A 14,715-nucleotide genomic window follows, 5' to 3' on the forward strand; every position below is an offset into this window, starting at 1 on the left:
CGGCGAACTGCCGCCCCGATAGGGTGAGAGCCCTGGCGAGGCTTGATCCACAAGGTCCATAGTGGAATCACCGGTGGGGACCGGGGAGACGAGACCGCCCGACGCCGCGTGAACCGCAGCGCGTCGGGCGGTCTCGTAATGTCCGGGCGTGTCTGCCACCCCGCCCGCCACGTAGGATCGCCAGCAAATGGCACCTCAGAAGCGGCAGCGCCTGTCCGCCAGGACCCTGCGTGAACTCGAACGAGCCTCCGGCCGACTCGCCAAGGCGAGCGTGGCGGCCATGGAGGAACGGCTGCCGTGGTTCTGCCGGATGCCCGCCGACCAGCGCGCCAGCGTCCTGCTCATCACCCAGACCGGCGCCGCCGGGTTCGTCCGCTGGCTCCGTGACTCGCAGGAGGCGCTCAAGCTCACCACGGAGGCCTTCCGCTCGGCGCCGCGTGAGCTGTCGCGCTGGATCAGCCTCCGGCAGACCGTGGGTCTGGTCCGGCTGGCCATCGAGGTATTCGAGGAGCAGCTGCCCGACTTCGCGGCCGACGACGACGAACGCGCTGCCCTCATCGAAGGCATCCTGCGCTACGGCCGGGAGGTGGCCTTCGCCGCCGCCAACTCCTACGCCGCCGCGGCCGAGGCCCGGGGCGCGTGGGACGCACGCCTCGAGGCGCTCGTGGTCGACGGCATCGTGCGTGGCGACGCCGAGGAGTCCGTGCTCTCCCGGGCGGCGGCTCTCGGCTGGGACCCGGCCGCCCAGGCCACCGTCCTCGTCGGCAACCCGCCGTCGGACGATCCGCCGGCCGTGGTGTTCGAGGTCCGCAGCAAGGCCGCGCGAGCGGGCTGCCCGGTGCTGCTCGGTGTCCAGGGCTCCCGGCTCGTCGTGGTGGCCGGTGGCCCGACCGAGGGCGGCCCGCGCGACCAGTCATTGCTCACGACGCTGTCCACGGCGTTCGCGGAGGGTCCGGTGGTCGCCGGACCCACGGTGGACAGCCTCGCCGAGGCGCACCACAGCGCGGTCGAGGCACTGTCCGGCCTGCGCGCGGTCGTCGGCTGGCCGTCCGCCCCGCGCCCGGCCCGCTCGGCCGACCTGCTGCCCGAGCGGGCGCTGGCCGGCGACGCCGGGGCTGAACGCCAGCTCATCGAGGGCATCGCCCGTCCGCTGGAGGAAGCGGGGCCGGCGCTGCTGGAGACGATCGAGGCCTATCTCGAGACCGGCGGCGTGCTGGAGACCTGCGCCCGGCAGCTCTTCGTCCACCCGAACACCGTGCGGTACCGCCTGCGCAAGGCCGCCGAGCTGACCGGTCGCAACGCGGGCGATCCACGCGACGCCCTGGTGCTGCGCATCGCGCTGACGGTCGGCAGGCTGGCACGGGCCCGCGGTCTGTGGTGACCGTCCGCCACCGTCAACGGCACCCCGCGATGGCGTGACCGATGTCACCACAGAAACTGCTCGAAACCGACAACGCGGGCCCTGTCCCCGAGCCGGTGAGCCCGGGTGCTTTGTAGGCTCCCCACAAGGTCGAGCCGGTTACTTCGTGACCGGTCAGCATCCCGGCGGACCGCTCCCGCCGTGTTCCCTGAAGGAGTGATCGCGCTTCTCTGCCCCGGCCAGGGCTCTCAGGCCCCTGGCATGCTCACTCCCTGGCTCGAACTCGACGGCGCACGTGAGCGCCTCCGGCAATGGTCCGATCGCGCGGGGCTCGACCTGCTGCGACTGGGCACCGAGGCCGACGCGGAGGAGATCCAGGACACCGCGATCACCCAGCCGCTGATCGTGGCCGCGTCGCTGCTGGCCGCCGAGCACCTGCCCGCGGGCGTGCCCGAGGACGCTCCCGTCGCCGGGCACTCCGTCGGCGAGCTCGCCGCCGCCGCCGTCGCCGGGGTGTTCTCCGCGGACGATGCCGTCGCGCTGGCCGCCGTCCGCGGCGCCGAGATGGCCAAGGCCTGCGCCATCGAACCGACCAGCATGGCGGCCGTGATGCTCGGCGAGCCCGAGCGCGTCGTCGCGTGGCTGCACGAACAAGGCCTCGAAGCCGCCAATCGGAACGGCGCCGGGCAGATCGTCGCGTCCGGCTCGGCCCAGGCCATCGAGAAGATCGTCGCCGAGCCGCTGGAGGGCACCAAGGTGCGCCCGCTCAAGGTGGCCGGCGCCTTCCACACCGCCTACATGGCGCCCGCCGAGGAGGCGCTGCGCGCGCACGCCGCGGGCATCACGCCGAACGACCCCACCCGTCCGCTGCTGTCCAACGCCGACGGCACGGTGGTCACCAGCGGCGCGGAGTACCTCGACCGGCTCGTCAAGCAGGTCACCAGGCCCGTCCGGTGGGACCTGACCATGCGCGGGCTCGCCGACCTCGGCGTCACCACCACGGTCGAGCTGCCGCCCGCGGGTACGCTGACCGGTCTGGTCCGCCGCGAGCTCAAGGGCACGGTGACCGGCACCGTGTCGCTGAAGACCCCCGCCAACCTGGAGGACGTGCGATGACAGGTGGCCGACCGGCACTGACCCTGCGGCGGGGCCCGGACGCCACGCGGGTACTGGGCGTGGGCAGCACGCAGCCCGACCGCCGCGTCACCAACGACGACCTGGCGCAGCTCATGGACACCGACGACCAGTGGATCCGCGACCGGGTCGGCATCGTCGAACGCCGGTTCGCGGCCAAGGACGAGCTGCTCGTGGACATGGCCGTCACGGCGGGCGCGAAGGCACTCGCCGACGCGGGCACCGATCCATCCGAAGTGGACACGGTCATCGTGCCGAACTGCTCGATGCTCTCCCCCATTCCCAACGCCGCCGCGCAGGTCGCCGACCGCATCGGCATCAAGGCGGCCGGTGCGTTCGACCTCAACGCGGCGTGCGCCGGCTTCTGTTACGGCCTCGGGGTCGCCTCGGATCTCGTCCGCGCGGGCTCGGCGAAGACGGCGCTGGTGATCGGCGCCGAGAAGCTCACCGACGTCGTGGACCCGGTGGACCGGTCGACGGCGATCATCTTCGCCGACGGCGCCGGTGCCGCACTGGTCGGTCCCGCCGAGGAACCGGGCATCGGTCCGATCGCCTGGGGCAGCGCGGGCGACCAGGTGGACATGATCTACATGCGCGACCACCGCTACATCTACCAGGAGGGTCAGGCGGTCTTCCGCTGGGCGACCACGCAGATGGCGCCGGTCGCCATGCGTGCGGTCGAGCTCGCCGGGCTTCAGCTGTCCGATGTGGACGTCCTGATCCCGCACCAGGCGAACCTGCGGATCGTCGAGGCCATCGCGAAGCGGCTGCGCGCCAAGGGTGCCCGCGACGACCTGGTGGTGGCCGACGACATCCGCTACTCCGGCAACACCTCGTCGGCCTCCATCCCGATCGCGCTCGATCACATGCGTGCCGCGGGCACCGTCAAATCGGGTGACGTCGTGCTGATGGTCGGGTTCGGTGCGGGCCTGTCGTACGCGGGTCAGGTCATCATCTGCCCGTGAGATTCCAGACACGGGCGGGCGTTAAGGTCCCGTCGCAGGCGTCAACGCTGAAATAGGAAGGAAACCGCCAAAGTGGCAGACAAAGCAGAGATCCTGTCCGGGCTCGCCGAGATCGTCGAAGAGGTCGCCGGCGTGGCGCAGGACGACGTGACCGCCGAGAAGTCCTTCGTGGACGACCTGGACATCGACTCGCTGTCGATGGTCGAGATCGCCGTCCAGGCCGAGGACAAGTTCGGCGTGAAGATCCCGGACGACGAGCTCGCGAACCTCAAGACGGTGGGCGACGCCGTGGACTACGTCTCGGCGAACGCCAAGTAAGACACCGGCTGGCTACCTCGGGGAGACTCCTATGAGCAACACCGACGTCGTGATCACCGGGCTCGGCGCCACCACGCCACTCGGAGGGGACGTCACGTCCACGTGGGACGGGCTGCTCGCCGGCCGGAGCGGCGTCCGGACCATCGAAGCCGACTGGGTCGAGAAGTACGACCTGCCGGTGAAGATCGGCGCTCCCCTCGCCGAGGAGCCGACGGAACGGATCCCGCGTGTCCAGGCACGCCGGCTCGACCGCTGTGAGCAGGTGGCGCTCATCGCCGCCCGGCAGGCGTGGGCGGACGCGGGCTTCGGCGAGCAGACCGACGAGCACACCGACGTCGACCCGGAGCGCCTCGGCGTGTCCATCGGTTCCGGCATCGGTGGCCCCGTCACGCTGCTGAACCAGGACGATCTGCTCGAGGAGCACGGCATTCGCAAGGTGTCGCCGCTCACCGTGCCGATGCTGATGCCCAACGGCCCGGCGGCCCACGTCGGGATCGATCTCAAGGCCCGTGCCGGAGTGCACTCGCCCGCTTCGGCGTGTGCCTCCGGTGCGGAGGGCATCGCGAACGGGCTCCAGATGATCCAGTCCGGCCGGGCCGACGTCGTGGTGGCAGGCGGCGCTGAGGCGTGCATCGCGCCGATCACGATCGCGGGCTTCGCCCAGGCGAGGACCGTGTCGACCCGCAACGACGACCCGGAACACGCCTCCCGCCCGTTCGATGTCGGGCGCGACGGCTTCGTGCTCGGTGAGGGAGCCGGCGTGGTGGTGCTGGAACGGGCCGACCGCGCCGAGGCACGGGGCGCGCGGATCTACGCCCGCCTCAGCGGATACGGCATCACCTCGGACGCCTACCACATCACGGGCAACCACCCGGAGGGCATCGGCCAGATCGCGGCGATGCACAACGCCCTCACCATGGCGGGGCTCAGCGCACGCGACGTCGGCCACGTCAACGCGCACGCGACGTCCACCGTCGTGGGCGACGTGGGCGAGGCCGCGGCCATCAAGAAGGCCATCGGGGACCACCCGGTGGTCACCGCGCCCAAGAGCGCACTCGGACACCTCGTCGGTGGCGCGGGCGCGGTCGAGGGCATCATCACGATCCTGTCCATCTACCACGGCATCGTGCCGATGACGCTGAACCTCGAGGATCTCGACCCGAAGGTCGAGCTCGACGTGGTGGCGGGTGAACCGCGCAAGGTGGAGCTGCACGCCGCGATCAGCAACTCGTTCGGCTTCGGCGGGCACAACACGGCGCTGCTGTTCACCGCCGCCTGATCCGCAACCACCCGGCAGCATCGAGGCCACCGTGGCGCGTCCGGCGCGCCCACGGTGGCCTCGTCACGTCAGCAGCGCGTGCGCTCGGGGACGGTCCCGGCCGGGACGGTATCGATCTTCCAGCCGCCCTCCTCGGCCGTCAGCGGGAAGGCGAGCTGCCAGCGAATGCAGTCCTCGGGCAGCTCGGACGGCGCGTCGGCGGCATCCTGCACACTGGTGAACGCGAGCAGGACGGTGAGCTGGTCCCGCGGCGCCGACTCGATGCGGTACACGCGAATGCTGCCGTCGCGGGTGCTGCGGTAGTTCGCCAGCCAGTCCCGCCGCGGCTGCCCCTGCACCCGCTCGGTGACGACCGTGGTGGACCACAAGTCGTAGTCGCGGGCATTGATGGCGTCGAAATGGGTCTGCACCAGCGTGCGCACCGCCTCCGCCTCGGGATGCGCGGCGGCATCGGCGGTGAGTTCCACGCGCGATGAACCGGGCTGCTGTTCCGGCGCGAGCGACGTCGTCGTGGGGGTCGCCGCCGCCTCTTCCTCGGCGGAGCCCTGTGGCGCCTGGTACAGCTCGCGGGCGAGCAGGCCGCCGCCCACGGTCAACGACACCACCACGATGAGCACCGGCACGAGCCAGCGCCAATGTGGTGACGACGGGGTGGGCACGCCCGCCAGACTAGCGAGCGAGCTCAGCCCACCTGATGCAGCCAGGTCACCGGCGCGCCGTCACCCGCGTGGCGGAACGGCTCGAGCGCCTCGTCCCAGCCGGCGCCGAGGAGCTCGTCGAGCTTGTGCGCCAGTTGCTCGCCCGCCCGGCTGCGCGCGACCAGGCTGCGCAACTGGTCCTCACCCACCACGATGTCGCCGTTCGCGCTGGTGCGCGCGTGCCACAGTCCGAGCCCGGGTGCGTAGCAGAACCGCTGCCCGTCCACGCCGGGGCTGGGTTCCTCGGTGACCTCGAACCGGATCATCGGCCACGCCTTGAGAGCGGCCGCGAGCTTCCCCGCGGTGCCTGCGGGCGCACGCCATTCGCACTCGGCACGCAACTGCCCAGGAGCCGCGGGCTGCGCTGTCCACCGCAACTCCACCCGGCCACCCAAGGTGCCCGAGATCGCCCACTCGACGTGCGGGCACACCGCAGACGGCGACGAGTGGACGTACACAACGCCACGAGTGCTCACTGCTGACCTCCGCTGCTCGACGAGGGGCGTCTTCCCCTACGACCTCGCGAACGACGGAAGATCCGGTCGTGGCACTCCGACCACATTCTGCACCGCACTCACCCGTTTGGCCACACGAACCCCAGAAATCACACGGGGTTCGTGATCGCGGGGGACCCCATACGGAGCAGCGAGACCGCCGCCTTCCCGGTGATGATCACGCAGGTGAAGCCCCGAACCGGACCGCCGCGGCCTGCGCATCGACCAGTCCGGTCCCCTTGTCGACGCTGGAGGTGTACGCCCCGACCTGCCGGTAGGGCGCCCCGTCGGCGTACTTGTACGCGGTCGACTTCAGGACGTGCTCGATCTCCGCGGGGGTCGCCTCGGGCCTGGCCTGGAACAGCTGCGCCACGATGCCGGTGATCTGCGGCGCCGCCATGGACGTTCCGCTCAGCACGTTGTAGGTGCCGATGTCGAGTGGGCCGGGCCCGTTGCCGAACTCCAGGCCGGTCGCGCAGATCACGAGGTACGGCCTGCACGCCGACACGATGTTCTCGCCGGGCGCCGAGATGTCCGGCCAGCTGTGCGGCCGGTCGGCGGCACCACGCGAGGAGAACGCCGACACCGTGCCGTCGCGGGTGCCGATGCCCTGATCGTTGTACGAGGCCACGGCGAGGATGCCGGGCGTCGGGTCCTGGCCGGGTGGATTGGACGAGTTCCGCGAGCCGTCGCCGCCGTCGTTGCCATTGGCCCACACCGTGACCACGCCTTCGGCCGCCAGTGCACGTTGCAGCTTCACGGTCGCGGAGTTCGGATCGAACTCCCCGCCACCGCTGGGCCCGTAGGAGTTGTTGACGACCTTGATCGGCGGGCACTCCCGCGCCGGAACGCCGGCGCCGCAGGGTGCCTCGTGGTGTTCCAGCACCCAGTTCAGTGCCGCGTCGGTGCCGAGCACGAGCAACGCGGCGCCGGTGGAGATCGACACGATTCTCGACCCGGGTGCCGAGCCGCCGACCCGGTCGCCGTCGGCGAGCCGGTGGTCGCCGCCCGCGGCGATGCCGGTGACGTGGGTGCCGTGCCCGCCCACCGAGAGCGTGTCGGTGTCCACTGTGTTCGGCACCCGGACGATGCAGCCCGTGTCGGTGCCCTGCGTGCACAGGCTCTTGAGGTTCGCCACGACCCGACTGCTGCCGTCCGCACCACGGAAGGCCGGATGCCCGGGGTCCACACCGGTGTCGATGACCGCGACGCCGACCCCGCGGCCGTCGAGCGGTGCGCCGTCCGCACCGACCAGCGTCTCGCGGGCCTGCAGGCTGCGCGTGGCCGTGGTGCCGGGGCCGGCGTGGAGCCGCAGCGGGTCGTTGTTCTCGACGTAGGTCACCCCGGGTTCCGCGCGCACGGAGCGGACCTGATCGGCCGTTCCGCCGGCGGCGACCACACCGATCCGGCGGAAACCGGTGATCGCCGTGAGTCCGGCGGCACGCACCGCCTCGCCTGCGGTGGCGATGTCGGTGCCGTGCACGAGCACCGTCACCCGGTCCGTTCCCGCGACCGTGGACAGCAGGGCCGCCAGGGTGTCGGACACAGGCGCCGGCGGATCGGGCTCCACAGCCGCCGCCGGGATGGTCCCGACCAGCGTGAACACGAGGGCGGACCCGGCGATCGACAGCGCTCGCCGTAGCTGGTGTGGGCGCATCGCGGCCTCCAGACCATGTGGGCAGCAGTTGTCCACCAACGAGCGAAGACACGTTCGGGTGACGGCAGTCGTGAAGTCGGCCGTGCCCGTTGCGCGGCAGACGGTAGGTTGGCGCGTTAGCGTGGTGGCAGGCATGGCTGACAGGGGAGGTCTGCGTGCGACTCGTCCGGTTCCCGCGGAGGCCCGCCCGGATCTCACCGGACATCCGTGCGGCGTTGACCTCGCTCGGCCGCGGCGAGCACGTCATCGGCGGGGTCGGGCTGGTCGGGGTGCTGCCCACCGACCTGGACGAGCCGGTGGACGCGGTGCTGGTCGTCCCGCACGGCGTGGTGATCGTGATCGGTGTGGACCTGCCCGATCCCGCGGTCCGGCTGGAAGCTCCCCTGCGTGGCCAGTGGAAGGCCGACGGCTGGCCGTTGGTCCGAACTGGTGACAGCGCCAACCCCGCCCAGGACGCACTGGTGCTCGCCGAGAAGGTCGGCACGCGCATCCGGTCGGTCGAGCCCGCCGCGACGATCGGCACCGTCGTCGCCGTGGGCCCGTTCGTGGAGAAGGTCGAGCAGCCGGCGGCCGACCTCACCGGTCCGGTCCGCGTGGTCTACCCCACCGCCACCAGCCTGCTGGCCGCCACCGTCTCGCTCGCCTCGGCCGAGGAGGCCTTCACCGTCGCGCAGGCGCGTGCGATTCTGGCGGCGCTCGACCCGGTGTCGGGCGACATCGCCGCCGACGTGCTCGCCGGCGAGGGGTTCGCTCCCGCGGGAGGGCAACCGCTCCGGCACCCGCAGGACACCGTGTCGCCGGACCAGCCCACGCGTCCCCTCACCCCGGCGGTTCCCTCGCCCGCGCCCCGGCCGCGGCCACCGCTGAACGCCGCCCGCGTCCGCGTACCGCCCCGGGTCATCGCGACCCCGCCGCGGCGGCGCCGCATTCGGCACTGGCGGCTGATCGCCGCGGGCGCGCTCGTCGTCCTGGCCGTGGCCGGGACTATCGCCCTCACCACGCGGGGCAGCGGGACGCCCGCCGAGACGAGGACCACCCCGGTGCCCACGGTGCGCGCGGGCGGGTTCGAGTTCGTCCAGCGAGCGTCCGGTTCGGACGGCAGGTGCGCACACCGAGCCGTGGGTGACCTCAAAGTGGCACTGACGGACGGCGAGTGTGTCGGGTTGCGCCGCGGCAGCTTCGAGACGACGGTGCGCGGCGTTCCGGCCGCGGTGTCGCTGGCCGCGCTGACCTTCTCCGACGAGGAGAGCGCACGGGATTTCCTCGAGCTCGCCGACACCCCGGGGACCGGCACGATCACGGACCTGGCGACCGAGACCGGGCGGTGGCCGGGCCACGCGCCGAGCTGGGCCCACAGCGCCTACGCCGGCGCCCTCGACGGCGTCACGGTGCGGCTCGCGCTCGCCTGCCCGCGCAGCGGGAACACCGGTGCCCCCGCGCTGGCCGATGCCGCGGAGGCCGCGCTCGACATACCGCTCGCGCCCTGACCTACAGGCCGTAGGCCTCCAGGAGCCGCAGCCAGACCTCGCTGATGGTCGGGAACACGGGCACGGCGTGCCACAGCCGGTGCAACGGCACCTCGCCCACCACGGCGATGGTGGCCGCGTGCAGCATCTCCGCGACGTCCTGACCCACGAACGTGACGCCGAGCAGGACCTCGCGCCGGGTGTCGACCACGATCCGCGCCCGGCCGGTGTAGTTCTCCGCGGTCAGGGCCGACCCCGCGACGGCGATGTCGAGATCGAGCACGCGATGGTCGTCGCTGCGGGCCTCCCGGAGCCCCACGGACGCGACCTCCGGGTCGGTGAACACGACCTGCGGCACCGCGTGATGGTCGGCGGTCGCCGTGTACCGGCTCCACGGCGCGGTGTCGATCCGGTCACCCCGTGCCTTGGCCGTCAGGACGTCGCCGATGACCCTCGCGGCGTACTTGCCCTGGTGCGTCAGCGGCGCGCGGCCGGTGACGTCGCCCGCGGCGTACAGCCACCCACCGTCCACTCCGGACGCGAGCCCGGTGTCGTCGACCTCGATCGGTTTGCCCGGGCTGAGGCCGGCCACGTCGAGACCCACGTCGTCGGTCGCGGGCCGCCGCCCGGTGGCGACCAGCAGCTCGTCGGCGTCGAGGTGCTCGCCGCCCGCCAGCTCGACCCGCACGCCGGACTCCACTGTGGACACCCGCTCCGCCGACGCCTCGGTGTGCAGCCGCACCCCGTCGGCGCGCAGGCCGTCGGCGACCGCCTCACCGACGAAGTCCGGGAAGTTCGGCAACGGCCGCGGCCCGGTCGCGATGAGGTGCACCTCGGAGCCGAGGCGCGCCCACGCCTGCGCCATCTCCACGCCCACGACGCCACCACCGAGCACGGCCAACCTGCCCGGGACGTGGGAGGCCGTCGTCGCCTCGCGCGAGGTCCACACGGGCACGTCGGCGAGCCCTTCGAGGTCTGGCTTCTTCGGCAGACTTCCCGTACACACCACGACGCCGTGCCGTGCCCGCAGCACCGTGCCGTCGTCGAGTGTCACCTCGCGCTCCCCGGTGATCCGGGCGTGGCCGCGGATCGGATCGACCCCGGCTCCCCGGGCCCAGTCGAGCTGGGCCGTGTCGTCGCCCCGGGACGTGAACGCATCCCGGCGCGCGAACACCTCCTCCGACAGCAGCCTGCCGTCGTGGGCGAGCCCGGGCATCCGCCGCACCGCGGCGAGCAGATTTCCAGGCCGCAACAATGCTTTGCTCGGAATGCACGCCCAATAGGAACACTCGCCCCCGAAGCGCTCGTGGTCCACGAGCGCCGCCGTGAGACCTCCCTGCGCCGCTCTTCCCGCCGCGTTCTCGCCGACGGCGCCGCCGCCGATCACCACCACGTCGTACGTCCGCTCAGCCATTCTTCGAGCGCACACCACAGCGCCCGGGTGCGCAACCTGGCCACGACGCAACGAAAACGCGCCACGGGCTATCCTTGCCGCGAACACGTCGGTACGGGGAGGTCTCTCATGGCCAGGAGCACTGCGGTCGAGCTGCTGGACGACATCAACGGTGAACCCGCATCGGAAACGGTGCGCTTCGCGTTGGATGGCGTCGAGTACGACATCGACCTCTCCGGTGCCAATGCGGAGAGTCTCCGTGCGACACTCGGCCGTTACGCCGAGAGTGGTCGCCGCACAGGGGGCCGCAAGCGCGCACGCCGCATCATCGCGACGTCCACGCGCAACGGTGCGCGCAAGTCCGGCCGGTCGGCGGCGAAGGCAGGCGTGGCGGCCACGGCGACCACGGCTGCCGCCGCGGACTCGACGGCGACCGCGGGCACGGCCAAGGCCACCAAGCGCACGGCAACGACGAAGACGGCGACCACGAAAACAGCCGCCACGAAAACGGCGGCGAAGCGGACGGCCACGAAAACAGCCGCCACGAAGCCGGCCGCGGCGACCCCCGCGAAGACCCGCAAGGCCACCGCGAGCGCCACAGCGGCCAAAACGGCCAAGGCCACGAAGCCGGCGAAGACCACCACGAAGCCCGGGCAGACGACTCAGAAGGCTGCGAAGTCGACGAATACCGCAAAGGCCGCGAAGTCGACGAAGACTGCGAAGTCGACGAAGACTGCGAAGTCGACGAAGACTGCGAAGACGGCTGCGAAGTCCGAGGGTGCCACGAGCGCCAAGCCCGCGAAGGCCGCCGCGAGGACCGCGGCCACGACCAAGTCCAGGCCGAAGACGACGGCCCAGGCCGCCACCACCGGCACCGCATCCGCCACGAGCCGGACCACAGCACGCACGTCCGCCCGGACCGGCTCGGCGAAGAACCCGGGCCCTCGGGCTGCCACGCGACGGACCGGCAAGGCGAAGGCCGCGGCCCCCGTGCCGCCGGTCACCTTCTCGGCCGCCGAGTGACCGCCGGTCGCGCCTCAGATGTTCTTGAGTTCCTCGACGATCTCCGACACCGACGCCTTCGCATCACCGAACAGCATGGCGGTTTTCGGGTCGTAGAAGAGCTCGTTGTCGATCCCGGCGAAACCGGAACTCATCGAGCGCTTCAGCACGATCACCGAACGGCTGGACGTGACGTTGAGAATCGGCATGCCGTAGATCGGGGAATTCGGGTCCGACTGCGCCGCGGGATTGGTGACGTCGTTCGCGCCGATCACGAGTGACACATCCGCCTGCGGGAACTGGGAATTGCTCTCGTCCATTTCCTTGAGGCTTTCGTACGGCACGTCGGCCTCGGCAAGCAGCACGTTCATGTGCCCCGGCATCCGACCGGCCACCGGGTGGATGGCGTAGAGCACCTCGATGCCCTTGGCCTCCAGCAGATCGGCCATCTCGCGCACGGCATGCTGTGCCTGCGCCACCGCCATGCCGTATCCGGGCACCACCATGACCTTGCTCGCGTACGCCATCTGGATCGCGGCGTCGCTCGCGCTCGTGCTGCGGACCGGACGGTCCTGCGCCGCGCCGCCGCCACCCGCTGCGCCTGCGCCACCGCCGCCAAAACCGCCTGCCACGATCGCCGGAATCGAGCGATTCATCGCCTTCGCCATCAAATTGGTGAGAATCGAACCGGAGGCACCGACGATCATGCCGGCCACGATCAGCGCGGTGTTGTCGAGCGCGAGCCCCATCGCCGCCGCCGACAGCCCGGTGAAGGCGTTGAGCAACGAGATGACCACCGGCATGTCCGCGCCACCGATCGGCAGCACGACCATGACGCCGAGCAGTCCGGCCGCCACCAGCACGCCGATGATGAGCCATTCCGAGTCGCCGCCCGCCGCGATCGCCACAGCACACGCCACGGCCGCCAGCACGAGTGCCACGTTGAGCGGCTGCTGCAACCTGCCCACCGTGATCGGCCTGCCGGAGAGAAGTTCCTGCAACTTTCCGAAAGCGATGTTGGAACCCCAGAACGACACCGACCCGACGATCGCGGCGAACAGCGACGCGATCGCGACGTAGAGCGGCTCGGTGTCATACCCGTTGGTGGTGCGGAACTCCACCCACGCGATCAACGCGACCGCCCCGCCGCCGACGCCGTTGAACAGCGCCACCATCTGGGGCATCGCGGTCATCTTCACCCGCCGCGCCGCCGGCACGCCCACCACGGCGCCGAGCACGATGCCGAGCGCGATCAGCCACCAGTTCCCCATGCCGGGCAACAACAGCGTCGCGATGACGGCGATCGCCATCCCGACGGCCGCGATCCAGTTGCCACGCACGGCGGTGCGTGGCCCGGTGAGTCCCATCAGGCCGTAGATGAACAACGAGAACGCGATGATGTAGAGGACGGAGACGAACGTCGTCACTTCTCGACCTCCTTGCCGGCCTTCTGCTCCGGCTTCGCCTTGAACATCGCGAGCATCCGGTCGGTGACGAGGAAACCGCCGACGACGTTGATCGTGCCGAACGCGATGGCGATCACGAGAAGGATCTTGTTGAGCACACCCTCGGCTCCGTGCCCCAGCACGATGAGCCCGCCCAGCAGCACGATGCCGTGAATGGCGTTGGTGCCGGACATGAGCGGCGTGTGCAGGGTGTTGGGCACCTTGGAGATCACCGTGAACCCCACGAACCCGGCGAGCACCAGCACCGCGAGGCTTTCGATGAGCATCTACTCCACCCCCTCGGCACGGCCGGCGACGCAGGCGCCCGCGACCACCTCGTCGGAGAAATCGATGGCGAGTCTGCCGTCGTCGTTCACGATCAGCTCCAGGAGTTCGGTGAGGTTACGCGCGTAAAGCTCACTGGCGTGCACGGGCATCTCGGCGGGCAGGTTGAGCGGCGAGCAGATGGTGACCTCGTGGGCGACGATGTCCTCGCCGGGTTCGGTCAGCTCGCAGTTGCCGCCGGTCTCGCCCGCCATGTCGACGATCACGCTGCCGGGGCGCATCCCGCGCACGGCCTCGGCCGTGACGAGGGTCGGCGCCTTGCGGCCGGGCACGAGGGCTGTGGTGATGACGACGTCGAATCCGCCGATGGCCTCGGTCAGCCGGCGCTGCTGTTCGGCCCGTTCGGACTCGGTCAGTTCGCGGGCGTACCCGCCTTCGCCGACCGCCTCGATGCCGAGGTCGAGCCACTGCGCACCCACCGAGCGCACCTGCTCGGCGACCTCGGGCCGGACGTCGTACCCGGTGGCCTGCGCGCCCAGCCGTTTCGCGGTGGCGAGTGCCTGCAGACCGGCGACCCCGGCCCCGAGCACGAGCACCTTCGCGGGTGGCACCGTGCCCGCGGCGGTGGTGAGCATGGGGAAGAACTTCGGCAGCCGCTGGGCGGCCAGCAGCGCGGCCCGGTAGCCGCCGACGTTCGCCTGGGACGACAACGCGTCCATCGCCTGGGCGCGGGAGATGCGCGGGATCGACTCGACGGCGAACGCGGTGATGCCCGCCTTCCGCATCGCGGCGATCTCGTCCAGATTGGACAGTGGAGCGAGAAATCCGATCAGCACCGTTCCGGGCTTCAGCCGCTCGATGTCGGCGATCGACGGCGGCGCGACCTTGAGCACCACGTCGGCACTCCACGCGTCGCCGGTCTCGGCTCCGGCTTCGACGAACAGGTCATCGGGCAGCTGCGCTCCTGCCCCCGCTCCCGGCTCCAGCACCACGCGCAGCCCGCGCTTGGCGAGCCGCTGCACGAGCTTCGGCACCAGGGCCACCCGGCGCTCCCCGGGCTTGGTTTCCTTGACCACACCGATGGTCAACGGCGTTTCGGTCACCATGGCGTCCTCTCGGCCTGCGGTCCGGCGTGGTGACCATACTGGACGAAAACGTAACCCATATCACGTGACGGGTGTCGCATTCCCCACAATTTGGCATACAGTATGCACTGTGG

General features: G+C 71.1%; 15 protein-coding genes and 1 pseudogene. 7 read left to right on the forward strand and 9 right to left on the reverse strand.

Features of this window, described 5'->3' with window-relative positions:
• Positions 1-187: 187 nt before the first annotated feature.
• From ACFSZT_RS25080 to ACFSZT_RS25100, 5 genes are all read left to right on the forward strand, one after another.
• Complete coding sequence (locus ACFSZT_RS25080; RefSeq protein ID WP_377384998.1) at positions 188-1,381, forward strand: PucR family transcriptional regulator; 1,194 nt, start codon at positions 188-190, stop codon at positions 1,379-1,381.
• A gap of 180 nt (positions 1,382-1,561) precedes the next feature.
• On the forward strand, positions 1,562-2,476 hold the full coding sequence (locus ACFSZT_RS25085; protein WP_377384996.1) for an ACP S-malonyltransferase: 915 nt from the start codon (positions 1,562-1,564) through the stop codon (positions 2,474-2,476).
• Positions 2,473-3,459 carry a beta-ketoacyl-ACP synthase III gene (locus tag ACFSZT_RS25090; RefSeq protein ID WP_377384994.1) on the forward strand — a complete coding sequence of 329 codons (987 nt, stop codon included), beginning with the start codon at positions 2,473-2,475 and terminating at the stop codon, positions 3,457-3,459. The genes ACFSZT_RS25085 and ACFSZT_RS25090 overlap by 4 nt, the downstream gene beginning before the upstream one ends.
• A gap of 72 nt (positions 3,460-3,531) precedes the next feature.
• Positions 3,532-3,777: an acyl carrier protein gene (locus ACFSZT_RS25095; protein ID WP_377384992.1), complete on the forward strand. Its 246-nt coding sequence runs from the start codon at positions 3,532-3,534 to the stop codon at positions 3,775-3,777.
• 31 nt (positions 3,778-3,808) lie between these two features.
• Positions 3,809-5,056 carry a beta-ketoacyl-[acyl-carrier-protein] synthase family protein gene (locus tag ACFSZT_RS25100; protein ID WP_377384990.1) on the forward strand — a complete coding sequence of 416 codons (1,248 nt, stop codon included), beginning with the start codon at positions 3,809-3,811 and terminating at the stop codon, positions 5,054-5,056.
• Positions 5,057-5,124: 68 nt separating this feature from the next.
• On the opposite strand, the gene ACFSZT_RS25105 is transcribed toward ACFSZT_RS25100, so the two are convergent.
• The 3 genes from ACFSZT_RS25105 to ACFSZT_RS25115 form a co-directional block, all read right to left on the reverse strand.
• A complete protein-coding gene (locus ACFSZT_RS25105; protein ID WP_377384988.1) occupies positions 5,125-5,715 on the reverse strand; it encodes a hypothetical protein in 591 nt (196 codons plus the stop codon).
• A 23-nt stretch (positions 5,716-5,738) separates the two neighbouring features.
• Positions 5,739-6,230 carry a DUF3145 domain-containing protein gene (locus tag ACFSZT_RS25110; protein WP_377384986.1) on the reverse strand — a complete coding sequence of 164 codons (492 nt, stop codon included), beginning with the start codon at positions 6,228-6,230 and terminating at the stop codon, positions 5,739-5,741.
• Between the two features lie 196 nt (positions 6,231-6,426).
• Positions 6,427-7,905 (reverse strand): S8 family serine peptidase, encoded by a 1,479-nt coding sequence (locus ACFSZT_RS25115; RefSeq protein ID WP_377384984.1) that lies wholly within the window; start codon positions 7,903-7,905, stop codon positions 6,427-6,429.
• A 155-nt stretch (positions 7,906-8,060) separates the two neighbouring features.
• Between ACFSZT_RS25115 and ACFSZT_RS25120 the strand changes: the two genes are divergently transcribed.
• Complete coding sequence (locus ACFSZT_RS25120) at positions 8,061-9,392, forward strand: hypothetical protein (RefSeq protein ID WP_377384982.1); 1,332 nt, start codon at positions 8,061-8,063, stop codon at positions 9,390-9,392.
• A 1-nt stretch (position 9,393) separates the two neighbouring features.
• On the opposite strand, the gene ACFSZT_RS25125 is transcribed toward ACFSZT_RS25120, so the two are convergent.
• On the reverse strand, positions 9,394-10,785 hold the full coding sequence (locus ACFSZT_RS25125) for a dihydrolipoyl dehydrogenase family protein (protein ID WP_377384980.1): 1,392 nt from the start codon (positions 10,783-10,785) through the stop codon (positions 9,394-9,396).
• Between the two features lie 108 nt (positions 10,786-10,893).
• Between ACFSZT_RS25125 and ACFSZT_RS25130 the strand changes: the two are divergent.
• Positions 10,894-11,007 (forward strand): annotated as a pseudogene (locus ACFSZT_RS25130) (Lsr2 dimerization domain-containing protein); the annotation flags it as partial.
• 32 nt (positions 11,008-11,039) lie between these two features.
• Here the strand turns inward: ACFSZT_RS25130 and ACFSZT_RS25135 are convergent.
• Genes ACFSZT_RS25135 through ACFSZT_RS25155 form a run of 5 tightly spaced genes read right to left on the reverse strand, consistent with a single transcriptional unit; the run spans position 11,040 to position 14,602 of the window.
• Entirely contained in the window at positions 11,040-11,408 is a 369-nt protein-coding gene (locus ACFSZT_RS25135; RefSeq protein ID WP_377385275.1) for a hypothetical protein, read from the reverse strand.
• Between the two features lie 18 nt (positions 11,409-11,426).
• Complete coding sequence (locus ACFSZT_RS25140; RefSeq protein ID WP_377385273.1) at positions 11,427-11,768, reverse strand: hypothetical protein; 342 nt, start codon at positions 11,766-11,768, stop codon at positions 11,427-11,429.
• Positions 11,769-11,801: 33 nt separating this feature from the next.
• A complete protein-coding gene (locus tag ACFSZT_RS25145) occupies positions 11,802-13,193 on the reverse strand; it encodes an NAD(P)(+) transhydrogenase (Re/Si-specific) subunit beta (RefSeq protein ID WP_377384978.1) in 1,392 nt (463 codons plus the stop codon).
• Positions 13,190-13,498, reverse strand: coding sequence for an NAD(P) transhydrogenase subunit alpha (locus tag ACFSZT_RS25150; RefSeq protein WP_377384976.1), 309 nt, complete (start codon positions 13,496-13,498; stop codon positions 13,190-13,192). Before ACFSZT_RS25150 ends, ACFSZT_RS25145 begins: the two co-directional genes overlap by 4 nt.
• A complete protein-coding gene (locus ACFSZT_RS25155) occupies positions 13,499-14,602 on the reverse strand; it encodes a Re/Si-specific NAD(P)(+) transhydrogenase subunit alpha (protein ID WP_377384974.1) in 1,104 nt (367 codons plus the stop codon).
• Between the last annotated feature and the right edge of the window lie 113 nt (positions 14,603-14,715).

This window comes from Prauserella oleivorans, assembly GCF_042685745.1.
In the GTDB taxonomy this organism is placed as follows: Bacteria; Actinomycetota; Actinomycetes; order Mycobacteriales; family Pseudonocardiaceae; genus Prauserella_A; species Prauserella_A oleivorans.